The sequence below is a fragment of the Streptomyces sp. NPDC012888 genome, from assembly GCF_042900645.1.
Taxonomy (GTDB): Bacteria; Actinomycetota; Actinomycetes; order Streptomycetales; family Streptomycetaceae; genus Streptomyces.
In genome coordinates this window covers 1-15494 of sequence record NZ_JBIBBM010000008.1, presented here as the reverse complement: position 1 = coordinate 15494, position 15494 = coordinate 1, and the positions used below count along the sequence as shown (strand labels likewise).

The 15494-nt window shown below is 75.2% G+C and carries 12 protein-coding genes, 1 rRNA gene and 2 pseudogenes; 3 read left to right on the top strand and 12 right to left on the bottom strand.

All coding sequences use genetic code 11. The features are described 5' to 3' along the window. Window positions 1–24 precede the first annotated feature (24 nt). On the top strand, window positions 25–1641 hold the full coding sequence (locus ACFY61_RS15965; protein ID WP_389472116.1) for a PucR family transcriptional regulator: 1617 nt from the start codon (window positions 25–27) through the stop codon (window positions 1639–1641). Window positions 1642–1855: 214 nt separating this feature from the next. Here the strand turns inward: ACFY61_RS15965 and ACFY61_RS15960 are convergent, their stop codons facing one another. From ACFY61_RS15960 to ACFY61_RS15940, 5 genes and pseudogenes are all read right to left on the bottom strand, one after another. Beyond that, the gene (locus ACFY61_RS15960) at window positions 1856–2968 is read right to left on the bottom strand and encodes a glycosyltransferase family 4 protein (protein WP_389472113.1); all 1113 of its coding nucleotides are present in this window, start codon (window positions 2966–2968) and stop codon (window positions 1856–1858) included. A 172-nt stretch (window positions 2969–3140) separates the two neighbouring features. Then, on the bottom strand, window positions 3141–4874 hold the full coding sequence (gene recN, locus ACFY61_RS15955) for a DNA repair protein RecN (RefSeq protein ID WP_389472712.1): 1734 nt from the start codon (window positions 4872–4874) through the stop codon (window positions 3141–3143). Between the two features lie 122 nt (window positions 4875–4996). Next, window positions 4997–5917, bottom strand: coding sequence for an NAD kinase (locus tag ACFY61_RS15950; RefSeq protein WP_389472111.1), 921 nt, complete (start codon window positions 5915–5917; stop codon window positions 4997–4999). After that, entirely contained in the window at window positions 5914–6729 is an 816-nt protein-coding gene (locus ACFY61_RS15945; protein WP_389472109.1) for a TlyA family RNA methyltransferase, read from the bottom strand. Before ACFY61_RS15945 ends, ACFY61_RS15950 begins: the two co-directional genes overlap by 4 nt. A gap of 7 nt (window positions 6730–6736) precedes the next feature. Further along, window positions 6737–6928 (bottom strand): annotated as a pseudogene (locus ACFY61_RS15940) (hypothetical protein); the annotation flags it as partial. 66 nt (window positions 6929–6994) lie between these two features. On the opposite strand from ACFY61_RS15940, the gene ACFY61_RS15935 reads away from it, so the two are divergent. Further along, window positions 6995–7342, top strand: a complete 348-nt coding sequence (locus ACFY61_RS15935) for an SCP2 sterol-binding domain-containing protein (RefSeq protein ID WP_389472106.1) — start codon at window positions 6995–6997, stop codon at window positions 7340–7342. A 118-nt stretch (window positions 7343–7460) separates the two neighbouring features. Here the strand turns inward: ACFY61_RS15935 and ACFY61_RS15930 are convergent, their stop codons facing one another. From ACFY61_RS15930 to ACFY61_RS15915, 4 genes are all read right to left on the bottom strand, one after another. Further along, the gene (locus ACFY61_RS15930; protein WP_389472104.1) at window positions 7461–8327 is read right to left on the bottom strand and encodes an ABC transporter ATP-binding protein; all 867 of its coding nucleotides are present in this window, start codon (window positions 8325–8327) and stop codon (window positions 7461–7463) included. Continuing rightward, window positions 8324–9385 carry a FecCD family ABC transporter permease gene (locus ACFY61_RS15925; RefSeq protein WP_389472709.1) on the bottom strand — a complete coding sequence of 354 codons (1062 nt, stop codon included), beginning with the start codon at window positions 9383–9385 and terminating at the stop codon, window positions 8324–8326. Before ACFY61_RS15925 ends, ACFY61_RS15930 begins: the two co-directional genes overlap by 4 nt. Before the next feature lie 68 nt (window positions 9386–9453). Then, entirely contained in the window at window positions 9454–10506 is a 1053-nt protein-coding gene (locus ACFY61_RS15920) for a FecCD family ABC transporter permease (protein WP_389472102.1), read from the bottom strand. Window positions 10507–10552: 46 nt separating this feature from the next. After that, window positions 10553–11587: an HAD hydrolase-like protein gene (locus ACFY61_RS15915; RefSeq protein WP_389472100.1), complete on the bottom strand. Its 1035-nt coding sequence runs from the start codon at window positions 11585–11587 to the stop codon at window positions 10553–10555. Between the two features lie 108 nt (window positions 11588–11695). On the opposite strand from ACFY61_RS15915, the gene ACFY61_RS15910 reads away from it, so the two are divergent. After that, the gene (locus tag ACFY61_RS15910; RefSeq protein WP_389472097.1) at window positions 11696–12985 is read left to right on the top strand and encodes a DUF1015 domain-containing protein; all 1290 of its coding nucleotides are present in this window, start codon (window positions 11696–11698) and stop codon (window positions 12983–12985) included. 69 nt (window positions 12986–13054) lie between these two features. Here the strand turns inward: ACFY61_RS15910 and ACFY61_RS15905 are convergent, their stop codons facing one another. The 3 genes and pseudogenes from ACFY61_RS15905 to rrf form a co-directional block, all read right to left on the bottom strand. Next, window positions 13055–13933 (bottom strand): hypothetical protein, encoded by an 879-nt coding sequence (locus tag ACFY61_RS15905; protein WP_389472706.1) that lies wholly within the window; start codon window positions 13931–13933, stop codon window positions 13055–13057. Window positions 13934–14458: 525 nt separating this feature from the next. Then, window positions 14459–15244, bottom strand: a pseudogene (locus tag ACFY61_RS15900) (hypothetical protein); the annotation flags it as partial. 159 nt (window positions 15245–15403) lie between these two features. Further along, window positions 15404–15494: ribosomal RNA gene (gene rrf / locus ACFY61_RS15895) — 5S ribosomal RNA — on the bottom strand; the annotation flags it as partial.

Here is a 15494-nt window from a genome sequence, read left to right as displayed (position 1 = left end):
CGGCTGCCGGTAGCGTCCGGCGCTATGGACAACCAGGGTGGGATCACCGTTCAACGGGCACTGGAACTGCCGGGTCTGCGCAGCGGCCTCCCCGAGGTGGTCGCCGGCGCCGACCGGCTCGGGCGCACGGTGCGCTGGGTGCACGCGGGCGAGGTCCCCAACATCGCCTCCCTGCTCAAGGGCGGCGAACTGCTGCTGACCACCGGCCTCGGGCTGGGCACCCGCCCCGCCGAGCAGCGGGCCTTCGTACGGCGGCTCGCCGACCGGGGCATCGCCGCGCTGGTCGTCGAACTCGGGCCGCGCTTCACCCGCCTGCCCGCCACCATCGTGGAGACGGCCCGCACGGCCGGCCTGCCCCTGGTCCAGCTCCACCGCGAGGTGCCCTTCGTGACGGTCACGGAGGAGGTCCACACCGAGATCGTCAACGGGCACTACGCCCTCCTCCAGCGGGCCGAGGAGGTGCACCGGCGGTGCACCCAGGCCCTGCTGGGCGGCGGCGGCATCCCCCAGGTCCTGCACGTCCTCGCGGACTTCACCCAGAACCCCGTCTTCCTGGAGACCCCGGACGGACAGCTCCTGTACGCGGCGGGCAGCACCGCCGGGGAAGCCGCCGCCGACCCGCTCCAGGTCTGGGAGGGGCTGCGCGGCCGGGAGACGGAACCCTCCGCCAACGCGGTCCTGATCGACGTGCCCGGCGGCGGCCACGGCACGGGCTCGGTCCGCGCCCGGCTGGTCCTGGCGGGCGTCACCGCGCCCCTGCTGCCCGTCCACCGCATGGCCGCGGAGCGCACCGCCGGGGTGCTCGCGGTCGTCCTGATGCAGGCCCGCCAGGAGGAGGAGCTGGCCGCGCGGGGCCGCGGCGACTTCCTCACCGACCTCGCGGAGGGCCGCATCTCCGCCGAGGACGCGCCCGCGCAGGCCCGGGTGCTGGGGTTCAAGCCGGGGGCCGGGCCGCTGCTGCCCGTCGTCATGCGCCTGGCCGCGGACCTCGGCCCGTCGGGCAACTGGGCGGTGCTCGCCCGCGCGGTGCTGGAGGAACTGGCCGCGGTGGGCGTGCCCGTCCTGCTCGGCGTCCGCCCGGTCGAGGGCCGGGTACCGCTGCTGGTCGCCCTGCGCGACGAGTCCGAGCGGACCACGGTCGCCGACCGGGTCGCGGCCGCCCTGCGCGCCGGGGTGGAGCGGGCCGGCCTGGACCGCGCCGGGTCACCGCCGGCGGTGGTCGTCGGCGTCGCGGGCGGCTGGGCGGCGGCGTCGTCGGGCCTGCGCCACGCGGCGGAGACCGCCACGGCCGCGCAGGGCCTCCCGGCCCGCCCCTGGTACGACGCCCGCCGCCTCGACATCGACCTGCTGCTCTGGCGGCTGCGGGAACACCCCGACCTGGCGGCGTTCGTGGACCGCGCGATCGGCCCGCTGCGCGCGCACGACGCGGCCTCGCGGCCGGCGCTGCTCCCCACCCTGGAGACGTACCTGGCGCACGCGGGCCGCAAGGCGGAGACCGCCCGCGAGCTCCACCTGAACCGGCAGACCCTGTACAACCGTCTGGCCCGCATCTCGGAGCTCCTGGGCACGGACCTGGACGACCCGGAAACCGTCCTCTCCCTGAGCCTCGCCCTCCGAGCCCGCCGCCACGCCCCGTCCTGACGGACCCCGGCCGGGCGGAGGCTCAGCGGGGCCCGCTCGAACGCCGCCGGCTGGCGCAGCCATGCCCACGACGGGCGAAACCAGCCCCGCCGGGCGCTTGAGGCGCGGGGTACGGGGCAGAGCCCCGTGTCCACCAGCGAAGCGAGCCCGCACAGCGGGGACTCCGCCCGGGCCCGCTCGAACGCCGCTCAGGCTGGACAGGCCCGTGGAGCGGTCAGCGGCGGGGCTCCGTCAGCTCGTCGTAGACCGCCAGCACCTGCGCCACCGTGTCGTCCTCCGACGGCCACGTCGCCGCCTGCGCCCGCCCGGCCTCCCCCAGCGCAGCCCTCCGCTCCGGGTCGCCCAGCAGCCCCGCCACCGCCGACCCCAGCGCGGCCGCGTCCCCGTACGGAACCAGTACGCCCGCGTCGCCGACGAGTTCCGGTACTCCCCCGACCGCCGACGCGACCAGCGCCACCCCCGCCCGCAGCGCCTCCTGCGCCAGCAGCGGCCGCGCCTCCCACCGGCTGGGCAGCACCGCCACGTCCGCGGCCGCCAGCAGCTCCGCCACGTCCGGCCGGCGCCCCAGCAGCCGTACCGGCAGTCCTTCCGCGTCGATCCGGCGGGCGAGCTCCGCCCGCAGCCGGCCCTCCCCGGCGATCACCAGCAGCGGCACGGGGTCCAGCCGCCGCCACGTCCGCGCGGCGTCCAGCAGCACCGGGTACCCCCGGCCGGGCACCAGGCTGCCGACCGCGATGACCAGCGGCCGCTCGACCGCGCCGAGTTCCGCCCGCACCTTGCCCGGATCGGCGGGCGCGGTCCGCGCCCCCGGCACCGTCACGGGCGCCAGCCGCGCGTCCCGCGCACCCCGCCGCCGGGCCAGGTCCACCTGGTCGGAGGAGGCGCCCAGCACCACCGCCGCGGCCTTCGCCACCCGCCGCTCCAGCAGCCGGGTCAGGCCGCCGAGCGGCCGCGCCCCTAACGCCGGCCCGCCGCCGTGCCAGGTCACCACCAGCGGGACCCGCCGGCCCCGCAGCGCCACCGCCGCCCGGACCGCGGCCTGCAGGCCGTGCGCGTGCACCACGTCCGCGCCCGCGCACGCCGCCCGCAGCGCGCCGGCCGCCGCCGGTTCGAAGTCCGCGCCGGCGCCCGTGTAGTCGTACTCCCCCTCCGCGTCGACCGGCGCGCACACCGTGACCCGTACGCCCCGCGCGGCCAGCCCCACGGCCAGCGACCGGACGTGGGCGCGGCTGCCCGCGCCGGCCCCCGCGCCGCCGGCGCCCAGGACCTGCACGGTGCGCAACGGCGACCGCCCGTACGGCGGGACCGCAACCGGGTTGCTGCTCACGGGCCGGAGCTCCTGATCGAAGGTATGGAAGACGGGTACGGGGACCGAACGACGTGGGCCAGGATGCCAGCCCGTACGCGCGTTCCGGGCCCGCACGGGCGCGGACCCCGCACGGGATCCGCTCACACCCGGCAGGGCACCACCCACACGGGCGACACCGCGCCCGCCCCGGTCACGCGTCGGCGCGTGCCGCGGCCAGCAGTTCCTCCGCGTGCGCCCGGGCCGTCTCGGAGTCCTCCTGGCCGGCCAGCATCCGGGACAGCTCCCGGATCCGGTCCTCGCCCTCCAGGACGGTGACGCCGGACCGGGTCACGGACCCGTCGTTGGTCTTCTCCACCAGCAGCTGCCGATCCGCGAACGCCGCCACCTGCGGCAGGTGCGTGACCACGACCACCTGCGCCGACTTCGCGAGCTTCGCGAGCCGCCGGCCGATCTCCACCGCCGCCTTGCCGCCCACGCCCGCGTCGACCTCGTCGAACAGGTACGTCGGGACGGGGTCGGTGCCCGCGAAGACCACCTCCACCGCCAGCATGACCCGGGACAGCTCACCGCCGGACGCCCCCTTGGCAATGGGCCGCGGCTGCGCACCCGGGTGCGGGGCGAGCAGCAGCTCCACCTCGTCCGCGCCCGACGGCCCGTACAGCACCGGCCGCCCGCCGACCTCGACGCCCTCCCCCGAGGGGTCCTCGGTCTGCCGGATGCCGATCGTCACCCGGGCGTGCGGCATCGCCAGCGACGCCAGCTCCGCCGTCACCGCCGACCCGAACCGCTCCGCCGCCTCGGCCCGCGCGTCGGTCAGCGCCTGCGCCAGCCCGGACAGCTCGGCCCGCAGCGCGTCCCGCTCCGCGGTGAGCTCGCCGATCCGCTCGTCGTCGCCGTCGAGTTCCAGCAGCCGGGCCGCGCCCCGCTCGGCCCACTCCAGCACGGAGGCCACGGTGTTCTCCGCGGAACCGTACTTGCGGGTGAGCTGGGTCAGCGCCGCCCGCCGTTCCTCCACCGCGGCCAGCCGCAGCGGATCGGCGTCCAGGTCGTCGGCGTACCCGGCGAGTTCCCCGGCCACGTCGGCGAGCAGGATGCCCAGCTCCCCGATCCGCTCGGCGAGCGCGCCGAGCGCCGCGTCGTGGGAGCGTACGGACTCCAGCGCCCGGTGCGCGCCCGCGACCAGCGTGCCCGCGTCCGTGCCCTCGGGGTCTTCGGGGTTGCCGGCGAGCGCCGCGTGGGCCAGCTGCGCCGCCGAGGCCAGCGCCTCCGCGTGGCCCAGCCGCTCGGCCTCCGCCGCCAGCTCCTCGTCCTCGCCCGCCCGCGGCTCGACCGCCGCGACCTCGTCCAGCCCGAAGCGCAGCAGGTCGGCCTCCTGGGCCCGCTCCCGGGCCCGGGTGGTGATCTCGTCCAGTTCGGCGGAGACGGCCCGCAGCCGGCGGTACGCGGCCGCGTACTTCTCCAGCGGTACGGCGACCGCGTCACCGGCGTACCGGTCGAGGGCCTGGCGCTGCCGGGCGGGACGCAGCAGCCCCTGCTGGTCCGTCTGCCCGTGTACGGCGACCAGGTCGTCGGCGAGCTCGCCGAGCAGCCCGACCGGCACGGACCGCCCGCCGACGTGGGCGCGGGAACGTCCCTCGGCGGAGACGGTACGGCTGATCAGCAGCGCGCCCTCGTCCAGTTCCGCACCGGCCTCCTCGGCCCGCAGCGCCGCGGGCGCGCCGGGCCGGATCACGATCCGGCCCTCGACCACCGCGGCCTTGGAACCGATCCGCACCAGGCCCGGGTCGGCCCGGCCTCCGAGCAGCAACCCGAGGCTGGTGACGACCATGGTCTTGCCCGCGCCGGTCTCGCCGGTCACCGCGGTGAATCCGGGCGACAGCTCGACCACCGCGTCGTCGATGACGCCCAGCGACCGTATCCGCATCTCCTCAAGCACGGACCGACCATACCGAGGTTTCACCCCGGGCATGCGCGCTCACCCCGCCGCCCGGCACCGATCGGGTTACGCCCGGCGCCGGCGAGCCGGGCGGCGCCCGGTGCGGGTGCCTAGTGCGGCGCCCCGCGCCAGCCCGCGACGGGCAGGGCGAACTTCGCGACCAGGCGGTCGGTGAAGACCGCGTGGTGCAGCCGCGCGAGCCGCACCGGCACGCTGCCGCGCCGCACCTCCACGCGGGCGCTGGGCGGCAGCTCGACCGTGCGCCGGCCGTCGCACCACAGCACCCCGTGCGGGGTGCCGGTCTGCACCTCCACCGCCAGCACCGAGGTGGGCGAGGTCACCAGCGGCTTCGCGAACAGCGCGTGCGCGCTGATCGGCACCATCAGCAGCGCCTCGACCTCGGGCCAGACCACGGGCCCGCCCGCGGAGAAGGCGTACGCCGTGGAGCCGGTCGGGGTCGCGCAGACGATCCCGTCACAGCCGAACCCGGACACCGGCCGCCCGTCGATCTCCAGGACGACCTCGAGCATCCGCTCGGGGGACACCTTCTGGACGGCGGCCTCGTTGAGCGCCCAGTCGCGGTGGACCACGTCGCCGTTGGTGCGGACGATCACGTCGAGGGTCATCCGCTCCTCGACCTCGTAGTCCCTGGTGACGACCCGGTCGACGACCTTGTCGAGGTCGTCGCGTTCGGCCTCGGCGAGGAAGCCGACCCGGCCCAGGTTGACGCCCAGCATGGGCACGCCGGAGCCGCGGGCGAACTCCGCGCCGCGCAGCAGCGTGCCGTCACCGCCGAGCACGATCAGCAGCTCGCAGCCGTCGAGCACCCCTTCGGTGGTCTCGGTGACGAGCTCCACCTCCGGGGGCAGCGGCAGGTCCGCCGCCTCGTGCGCCAGTACCCGTACGCCCAGTCCGCAGCGCAGCAGCCCCTGGACCACCAGCTCGGCGCTGCGGATGGCGGCCGGCCGCCCCGTGTGCGCCAGCAGGAAGACCGTCCGCCCCGCCCCGCCCGTCTGCTCTGAACTCGTCACCGCGGCCCCTCCGCCACTGCACGGTCAACATCCGCGGGGTCGAGGGCCGGTGCCCCCGCCCGCAGCCACAGAAAGTACTCGACGTTGCCCGAGGGGCCCGGCAGCGGGCTCGCGGTCACCCCGAGCACCCCGAGCCCCAGCTCCCCGGCCTGCCGGGCCACCTCGCGGACGGCCTCCGCACGCAGCTCCGGGCTGCGGACCACGCCTCCGCTGCCGAGCCGTTCCTTGCCCACCTCGAACTGCGGCTTGACCATCAGCACCAGGTCGGCGTCGGGTGCGGTGCACCGCACCAGCGCGGGCAGCACCAGCCCGATCGAGATGAACGACAGGTCGCCCACGACCAGGTCCACCGGGGTCCCGTCGATCTGCTCCGGGGTCAGCTCCCGCACGTTCGTGCGGTCCTTGACGGTGACCCGGTCGTCGCTCTGCAGCGACCAGGCGAGCTGCCCGTAGCCGACGTCGACGGCGACGACGTGGGCGACGCCGGCGCGCAGCAGCACGTCGGTGAACCCACCGGTCGACGCGCCCGCGTCCAGCGCCCGGCGGCCTTCGACGCGCAGCCCCAGCGGCTGGAACGCGGCCAGCGCCCCGGCGAGCTTGTGCCCGCCGCGCGAGACGTACTCGGGGTCGCTGTCGTCCTTCAGCACCACCAGGGCGGCACTGGTCTCGACCTGGGTGGCCGCCTTGGTCGCGGTGGTGCCGCCGACGGTGACGCGGCCGGCGGCGATCAGCTGGGCGGCGTGCTCCCGGGAGCGCGCCAGCTTGCGGCGTACCAGTTCGGCGTCCAGGCGGCGGCGTGCCACTCCTGCCACGTTCGGTTCAGCTCCTGTTTTCGTACGGACCTTGTGCGGGGGGCGCGTCCAGCGCGGTGAGCGCGTCACGCAGTCCCCTGTGCACATCCTCGTACACCTGGAGGTGGGCGTCGGTCGGCAGGTGGTCGGCGTCGGCCAGCCGGTCGAGCAGGGCGTCGGTCCCGGGGTGCCCGGTGGGCGTCCGTACGAGCCCGAGCGGCCCGTCCGCTTCGTCGTTCATGGACCCGACGCTACCCGGTCGGACTGCGGTACGGTCGGGATCACCATGGCGACGATCGAGGAGTGCCGAGCCGCACTCGACCGGTTCTCCGGCAGTCTGGCGCGTGCCGACGAGGGCGTGCGCGGCGTCGCCGCGCTCGACCGCTCGGTGAGCTGCCACATCACCGACCTGGACCACACCTTCACGGGGCGGCTGGAGGGCGGACGGATCCGGGTGGACGCCGTCGCGCTCGGGCCCCCGGCGGCGAAGGCGGACATCAGGCTGCGCATGGCCGGGGACGACCTGGTGGCGATGGTCGACGGCCGCCTCTCCTTCGCCCGCTCCTGGGCCTCCGGCCGCATCTCGCTGGAAGCGGGCTTCCGCGACCTCCTCCGCCTCCGCGCCCTCCTCTGACCCACCCCACCACCCCGCCGGACCCCGGCCCAGCGAAAGCCAGCCCCGCCGGCGATTGGGGCGCGGGGTCCGGGGCGGAGCCCCGCGAGCCCGGCCGGCGAGCGTGCCCGGCCGGCCGCTAGGCCACCCGTCGGGCCTGCCTGGCCGCCGGCACGACCAGCGGCGTCCCCGTCTCCGGGTCGGCGATCACCTGGCAGCGCAGCCCGAACACCTCCTCCACCAGCTCCGCCGTGACCACCTCGGCCGGCGGCCCCTCGGCGACCACGCGCCCGGCGCGCAGCGCGATCAGGTGCGTGGCGTACCGAGCCGCGTGGTTCAGGTCGTGCAGCACGGCCACCAGCGTCCGCCCCTGGTTCTCGTGGAGTTCCGCGCACAGGTCCAGCACGTCCAGCTGGTGCTGGATGTCGAGGTACGTCGTCGGCTCGTCCAGCAGCAGCAACGGCGTCTGCTGGGCGAGCGCCATCGCGATCCACACCCGCTGCCGCTGCCCGCCGGACAGCTCGTCCACCGCCCGGTCGGCGAGTTCGGCGACGCCCGTCGACTCCATCGACTCCCGGACGACGCGCTCGTCCTCCGGGGACCACTGCCGGAGCAGCCCCTGGTGCGGGTAGCGGCCGCGGGAGACCAGGTCGCCCACGGTGATGCCGTCCGGCGCGATCGAGGACTGCGGCAGCAGTCCCAGCGTCTTCGCCACCTTCTTCGCGGGCAGCGAGCCGATCGCCTGTCCGTCGAGCAGCACCCGCCCCGCCGCCGGCTTCAGCATCCGCGACAGGGCGCGCAGCAGCGTGGACTTGCCGCACGCGTTGGGGCCGACGATCACCGTGAAGGAGTTGTCGGGGATCTCCACCGACAGGTTCTCGGCGATGACCCGCTGCTCGTACCCGAGGGTGACATTCTCCGCGGCCAGCCGCTGCACGTCCGTACTCCTTGCTGTTTCGTTCGTGACGGTCGCGTCGGCCGCGACCGTCCCGTGGGTGTTCGTCATATCCGGCCCGCCTTGCGCTCCGAGACCAGCAGCCACAGCAGGTACACGCCGCCGACCAGCCCGGTGACCACGCCCACGGGCAGCTGGTCGGAGCCGAAGGCCCGCTGCGAGGCCCAATCCGACACCAGCAGCAGCACGGCGCCCGTCAGGGCGGCGGACAGCAGGTTGGAGCCGGGCGAGCGGGTCATCCGGCGGGCCAGCTGCGGGGCGGCCAGCGCCAGGAAGGAGATCGGGCCGGCGGCGGCCGCGGCGGACGTCGTCAGCAGGATCGCCGCGAGCATCAGCAGCATCCGGGTGCGTTCGACCCGTACGCCCACCGCGTACGCGGCGTCGTCGCCCATCTCCATCATCCGCAGCGCCCGCCCCTGGCCGAGGACCAGCGGGAAGAGCACCGCGCAGGTCAGGGCGAGCGGCCCGACCTGGGCCCAGTCGCGGCCGCCGAGCGAGCCGGTGAGCCAGATCATCGCGCGCGTCGCGTCGACCAGTTCGGACTTGGTGAGCAGGTACTGGATGACCGCGATCAGCATCGCGGAGGCGCCGATGCCGACGAGGACCAGCCGGTAGCCGTTGATGCCCCGCTTGTACGCGAGGAGGTAGATGGCGGCGCCGGTCACGAGGCCGCCGACCAGCGCGCCGAGCGCGGTCTGGGCGGAGTCGCCCTGGAAGACGACGATCACGACGAGCGCGCCGACGGCCGAGCCGTGGCCGAAGCCGAGCAGGTCGGGCGAGCCGAGGGGGTTGCGGGTCACCGACTGGAAGACGGCACCGGCCATGCCGAGGGCCGCGCCGACCAGCACCGCCACCAGCACCCGCGGCAGCCGCAGGTCGTTGACGATGAACTCGTCGGCGGGGGCGCCGTTGCCGAGCAGGGTCTGGACGACGTCCCACGGCGCGATCCGGAAGTCGCCGGTGCCGATCAGCAGCACCGCCATCGCCAGCATCGCCGCGACGAGCATCAGGCCGACGGCCAGGGCGCGGGGTTCGACGCGCAGGGACAGGCCACCGGGGGTGCGCAGCGCCCGCGGCCCGCCCTTCGCCAGGCGCGGCTTCGCGGGCACTGACGGCGACGCCGGGGCAGGCGACCGCGTCGACTCCGCGCCCGTCGGGGAGTTCTGCGGCTTCACGGTCACAGCTGGGCCATCCTCTTGCGCCGAACCAGGTAGATGAAGACGGGCCCGCCGATGAGCGCGGTGACGATGCCGACCTGGAGTTCGGCGGGCCGGGTGAGGACCCGGCCGACGATGTCGGAGCCCAGCAGCAGGACCGGCGAGAGCACCGCCGAGTACGCGAGCACCCAGCGCATGTCGGGGCCGGTGAACATGCGGACCAGGTGCGGGATCATCAGGCCGATGAAGACGATCGGCCCGCAGGCGGCGGTCGCCGCCCCGCACAGCAGGGTGATGGCCACCATGGCGGTGACCCGGGTACGGCCGAGGTGGGCGCCCAGCGCCCGCGCGGTGTCGTCGCCCATGGCCATCGCGTTGAGCGGGCGGCCCAGGAACAGCGCGAGCACCATGCCCGCGATCAGGAAGGGCGCGACCTGCTTGACGGTCTCCATGTTGGCGGAGGCCAGCGAGCCGACGGTCCAGAACCGGACCCGGTCCATCGCGTTGCTGTCCATCAGCATGACGGCGTTGACGTAGCCGGTCAGCGCGAAGCTGGCGGCGGTGCCGGCGAGGGCGAGCCGCACGGGCGTGGCCCGCCGGCTGCCGCCGAGCACGTAGACGACGACGGACACCACGGCGGCGCCGGCGAACGCGAACCACACGTACTCGTTCAGCGAGGTGACGCCGAGGAAGGTGATGGCGGTGACCACCGCCGCCGCCGCGCCGGCGTTGACGCCGAGGATGCCGGGCTCCGCCAGCGGGTTCCGCGTCAGGGCCTGCATCACCGCGCCGGACAGGCCGAGGCCCACTCCGACGAGCACCCCGAGCAGCGTCCGCGGGATGCGCAGGTCGTGCACCACCACGTCCGTCGGCGTGCCGGAGTAATGGAACAGGCCGTGCCACACGTCGGCCAGCGGCATGGCCTTCGCGCCGAGCGCCAGGCTCGTCATGGCGACCACGGCGAGCACGGCGACGGCGGCCAGCAGGCCTACGGCACGCGATCCGTTGCGGGCGCGGGGGGCGACGGCGGGCTCGGCCGCCGTACTCGGTTCGGGGGGACTCTCGACCAACACGAGGTTAGGTTAGCCTAGCCTGCGCCCTTCTTGATCGGGTCGTCCGTCACAGGTCCAGCCTGGCCAGCGCCTTGCCGGCCTCCGCCGCGCAGCTCCCCCCGCCGGCCTCCGTCCACGCCGCCGCGCACAGCGCCCGCAGCCCGTCGACCGGTTCGCCGTCGCCGCCCAGCTCCAGCACCCCGTCGCGGACGGCCGCCGTCCAGCCCCCGCAGCCGAAGCCCTCCGCGGGCCCGCCGGTGACCTCCGGCTGCCCGGTGAGCAGCCCCCGCAGGTCCAGGTCCACGTAGGTGGGCCGGTGCTCGGGCCGTGCCCGCAGCAACTGCGCGGCGTCCGTCACCCCGGTCAGCACCAGCAGCGAGTCCACCTCGCCGTGGAACGCGCCCTCGATGTCGGTGTCCAGCCGGTCCCCGACCACCAGGGGCCGTTCCGCCCCCGTCCGCAGGATCGTCTCCCGGTGCATCGGCGGCAGCGGCTTCCCCGCCACCTGCGGCTCCGCACCCGTGGCGATCCGCACGACCTCCACCGCAGCCCCGTTGCCCGGCCCGATCCCCCGCTCCCCGGGAATCGTCAGGTCGGTGTTGGACGCGAACCACGGCACCCCCCGCGCGATCGCGTACGAGGCCTCCGCGAACCTCCCCCACGGCAGCTCCGGTCCCCCGTACCCCTGCACCACCGCCGCCAGACCCGGCTCGTCCGCCGACTCCACCGGCACCAGGCCCCGCTCGCGCAGCGCCACCCGCAGCCCCTCGCCGCCGATCACCAGGACCGGCGCCCCCGCGGGCACCTGCCCGGCGATCAGCCGGGCCACCGCCTGCGCCGAAGTGATCACGTCACCCGCTCCGGCGGGCACGCCCAGCTCCGTCAGGTGCGCCGCCACCGCCTCCGGGGTCCGCAGCGCGTTGTTGGTCACGTACGCCAGGTGCATCCCGCCGGCCCGGGCCGTCGCCAGCGACTCCACCGCGTGCCCGATGGCCCGCCCACCCGCATAGACCACCCCGTCGAGATCCAGCAGAGCCGTGTCGTACGCCTGGTGGAGCCGCCGCGCGCTCCCCGCGGGCCTGGTCCTGCTCTGCCGGCTCATGCCATCCGCTCCTTCGCTGGTCAGACCCCGTGTCTCCGGTCCGGAAGCCCCATCCTCCCGCACTCCCCCGATCATCCCGCATGCCGAGACGCGACTTACCATGCACCAATGACCACATCTGGAACCGAGGCTCGCGGCCTGCGCCTGCTCCCCTTCCACGGCTTGCGCTACGCCCCCGAACGCGTCGGCAGCCTTGCCGCCGTCACCTCGCCTCCGTACGACGTGGTCGTGCGCCCGGACGGCCTCGACCACCTCGAGTCCGCCGACCCGCACAACATCGTCCGCCTCATCCTCCCCCAGGCGGCCACCCCGGACGCCCGGAACGAACAGGCCGCCCGCACCCTGCTCGACTGGCTGGCCGAAGGCGTCCTGCGCACCGATCCCGAGCCGGCCCTCTACGTCTACGAACAGCACAGGGGCGACCTGCTCCAGCGCGGCGTCATCGGCGCCCTGGCCCTGTCCCCGGCCGGCGAGGGCATCGTCCTCCCCCACGAGGACGTGATGCCGGAGGTGGTCACCGACCGGGCCGGCCTGATGCGCGCCACCGCCGCCAACCTCGAACCCCTGCTGCTCACCTACCGCGGCGAGCAGCCCGACGGCGACACCGCCAAGGTCGTCGAGAAGGCCGCCGCCCGCGAACCGCTGCTGGCGACGACCACCGAGGACGGCTTCACGCACCGCCTGTGGGCCGTCACGGACCCCGCCGAGCTGGCCGCCGTCACCGCCGACCTGGGCCACCGCCAGGCCCTCATCGCGGACGGCCACCACCGCTGGGCCACGTACCTGCGCCTCCAGTCCGAGCACGCCGAGCCGGGCGCCTGGGACTTCGGCCTGGTCCTCCTCGTGGACACGGCCCGCTACCCGCTCCAGGTACGCGCGATCCACCGGCTGCTGCGCCGCCTCCCAGTCGCCGACGCCCTGGCCGCGCTGACGGGCCGGTTCCGGGTCCGCGAGGTCGAGGGCCCGCTGCCGGCCGCGCTGGCCGCCCTCGGCCCGGCCGCGGAGGCCGGCAACGCCTTCCTGCTGGCCGGCGACGGCCGCTTCCACCTGGTCACCGACCCCGACCCGGAGCTCATCGACCGCACCGTCCGTCACGACCGGCCGGAGGCCTGGCGCCGCCTGGACGCCACGGTCCTGCACTCGACGCTGCTGGACGAGCTCTGGCACGTACCGGACACCCCCGAGCACATCGGCTACATCCACGACACGGAGGCGACCGTGGCCATGGCGGAGCGGGACGGCGGCACGGCCGTCCTGCTGCACCCGGTGCACGAGGAGGTCGTGCGGGAGCTGGCCCGTCAGGGCGTCACCATGCCCCGCAAGTCCACGTCGTTCGGGCCCAAGCCGGCCACCGGCCTGGTGCTGCGCAGCCTGGACCGCCCCGGCGGCAGGGGCTGACCGGCCCGCACGACGACGGAAGGGCGGCACCCCCGGGGGGATGCCGCCCTTCTTCACGCGCCGGCCGGGTCAGGCCCGCTCGTCACCCTTGACGTCGGCGTCGGCGTCGGCCCCGTTCTGCTCCAGGGGCTCGTACTCCTCGTCGTCCTCGTCGTAGTACTCGGTGACGTCGCCGGCGGCCTCGGCCCGGGCGATCTCGGCCGGGTCGTCCCCGTCCTCGTCGTCCCCGTCCTCGTCGTCCCCGTCCTCGTCGTCCTCGTCATCGATGTCGTCGGCGACCGCGGCGGCCTTCTCCGCGCCCTGTGCGCCCTCCGCGTCCATCGCGTCGACGAACTCGACGCCGTCCATCTCGGCGAGCCGGTCGGAGGCGTCCGTGGTCCCGTCCTTGTCCGCCTCGACGGTCTTGGCGAACCACTCGCGCGCCTCGTCCTCACGGCCGGCGGCCAGCAGCGCGTCGGCGTAGGCGTACCGCAGGCGGGCGGTCCAGGACTGCACCGAGTTGGACGCCAGTTCCGGGCTCTGCAGGGTCACGATGGCCGCGTCCAGCTGCCCCATGTCCCGACGGGCCCCGGCCGCGACGAGACGCATCTCGACCTGGCCGGACTTGTCCAGCTTCTGCACCTCGGGCTCGCCGGCCATGGCCAGCGCCCGCTCGGGCCGGCCGAGGCCGCGCTCGCAGTCGGCCATGACGGGCCACAGCTCGACCGAGCCGGTCATCCGCTTCGCGGCCCGGAACTCGGCCAGCGCCTCGCTGTACTTCTGCGTGGCGTACGCGGCGAAGCCGGCGGCCTCGCGGACGGCGGCGACGCGGGAGGCCAGCCGCAGCGCGATCCGCGAGTACGCGTACGCCTGCTCGGGCTCCTCGTCGATCAGCCGGGCGACCATGACCAGGTTGCGGGAGACTTCCTCGGCCAGGCCCTTGGGCAGGCTGAGGAGCTCCTGGCGCACGTCGGCGTCGATCTCGTCGCCGGTCACGTCCTCGTCGATCGGCAGCCGCTTCACGGGCTCCCGGTCGCTGCGGTCGCGGTAGTCCCGGTCCCGCTCGTCCCGGCCCCGGTAACCGCCGCGGTCGTCACGCCCACCGCGGTAACCACCGCGGTCGCCACCGCGGTCGTCGCGGCCGCCACGGAACCCACCACGGTCGCCGCCCCGGTCGTCACGACGGGGGTAGGACGGGCGGTCGCCACCGCGGTCGTCGCGGCCACCGCGGTAGCCACCACGGTCGTCGTCACGGCGCGGGTAGGACGGACGGTCACCGCGGTCGTCACGACGCGGGTAGGACGGACGGTCGCCACGGTCGTCGCGACGGGGGTACGACGGACGGTCGCCGCCACGGTCGTCGCGGCCACCACGGAATCCACCACGGTCGTCATCGCGGCGGGGGTACGACGGACGGTCGCCACCGCGGTCGTCGCGGCCACCACGGAATCCACCACGGTCGTCATCGCGACGCGGGTACGACGGGCGGTCGCCCCGGTCGTCGCGACGGGGGTACGACGGACGGTCACCGCCGCGGTCGTCGCGACGGAAGGAGGGACGGTCCCCGCCGCGGTCGTCACGGCGCGGGTAGCTGGGACGGTCGCCACGGTCGTCACGGCGGAAGCCGCCGCCGGAGGGCCGGCCACCGCGGTCGTCGCGGCCGCCGCGGAATCCACCACGGTCATCGTCACGGCGCGGGTAGGACGGACGCTCGCCGCGGTCGTCACGACGGGGGTACGACGGGCGGTCGCCGCCACGGTCGTCGCGGCCGCCGCGGTAGCCACCACGGTCGTCGTCGCGGCGCGGGTAGCTGGGACGGTCACCGCGGTCGTCACGACGCGGGTACGACGGACGGTCGCCCCCGCGGTCGTCGCGGCCACCACGGTAGCCACCACGGTCGTCGTCGCGGCGCGGGTAGCTGGGACGGTCGCCACGGTCGTCACGGCGGAAGCCGCCGCCGGAGGGCCGGCCACCGCGGTCGTCGCGGCCGCCGCGGAATCCACCACGGTCATCGTCGCGGCGCGGGTAGCTGGGACGGTCGCCACGGTCGTCACGACGCGGGTACGACGGACGGTCGCCGCCCCGGTCATCGCGACGGAAGGAGGGACGGTCACCACCGCGGTCGTCACGACCGCCGCGGTAGCCGCCGCCGCTGGGACGGCCGCCACGGTCGTCACGGCGGAAGCCGCCGCGGTCACCACCGCGGTCGTCACGGCCCCCGCGGTAGCCGCCCCTGTCACCACCGTCGTTGCGCCGAGGCTCGCGCTCCGGACGATCGTCGGGAGAGTTGGACATGGGTGTGACTCCTGTCTTCGGGGTACCGCTAGTCATTCTCGCGCAACCAGCCCATGGCCGCGCTCCGGCGTAAAACGTGCAAAAACAAAAAGGACCCTTGGTCCTCAGCGTGAACGCTGAGGACCAAGGGTCCTTTGAAAGATTGTTCGGCGGCGTCCTACTCTCCCACAGGGTCCCCCCTGCAGTACCATCGGCGCTGAAAGGCTTAGCTTCCGGGTTCGGAATGTAACCGGGC

What these genes read in the sequence shown, in the direction of transcription:
- recN (WP_389472712.1), bottom strand. Translation starts at nt 4,874, where the DNA reads ATGCGGATACGGTCGCTGGGCGTCATCGACGACGCGGTGGTCGAGCTG.
- ACFY61_RS15935 (WP_389472106.1), top strand. Translation starts at nt 6,995, where the DNA reads ATGGCGACGATCGAGGAGTGCCGAGCCGCACTCGACCGGTTCTCCGGC.
- ACFY61_RS15910 (WP_389472097.1), top strand. Translation starts at nt 11,696, where the DNA reads ATGACCACATCTGGAACCGAGGCTCGCGGCCTGCGCCTGCTCCCCTTC.
- ACFY61_RS15930 (WP_389472104.1), bottom strand. Translation starts at nt 8,327, where the DNA reads ATGACGAACACCCACGGGACGGTCGCGGCCGACGCGACCGTCACGAAC.
- ACFY61_RS15965 (WP_389472116.1), top strand. Translation starts at nt 25, where the DNA reads ATGGACAACCAGGGTGGGATCACCGTTCAACGGGCACTGGAACTGCCG.
- ACFY61_RS15915 (WP_389472100.1), bottom strand. Translation starts at nt 11,587, where the DNA reads ATGAGCCGGCAGAGCAGGACCAGGCCCGCGGGGAGCGCGCGGCGGCTC.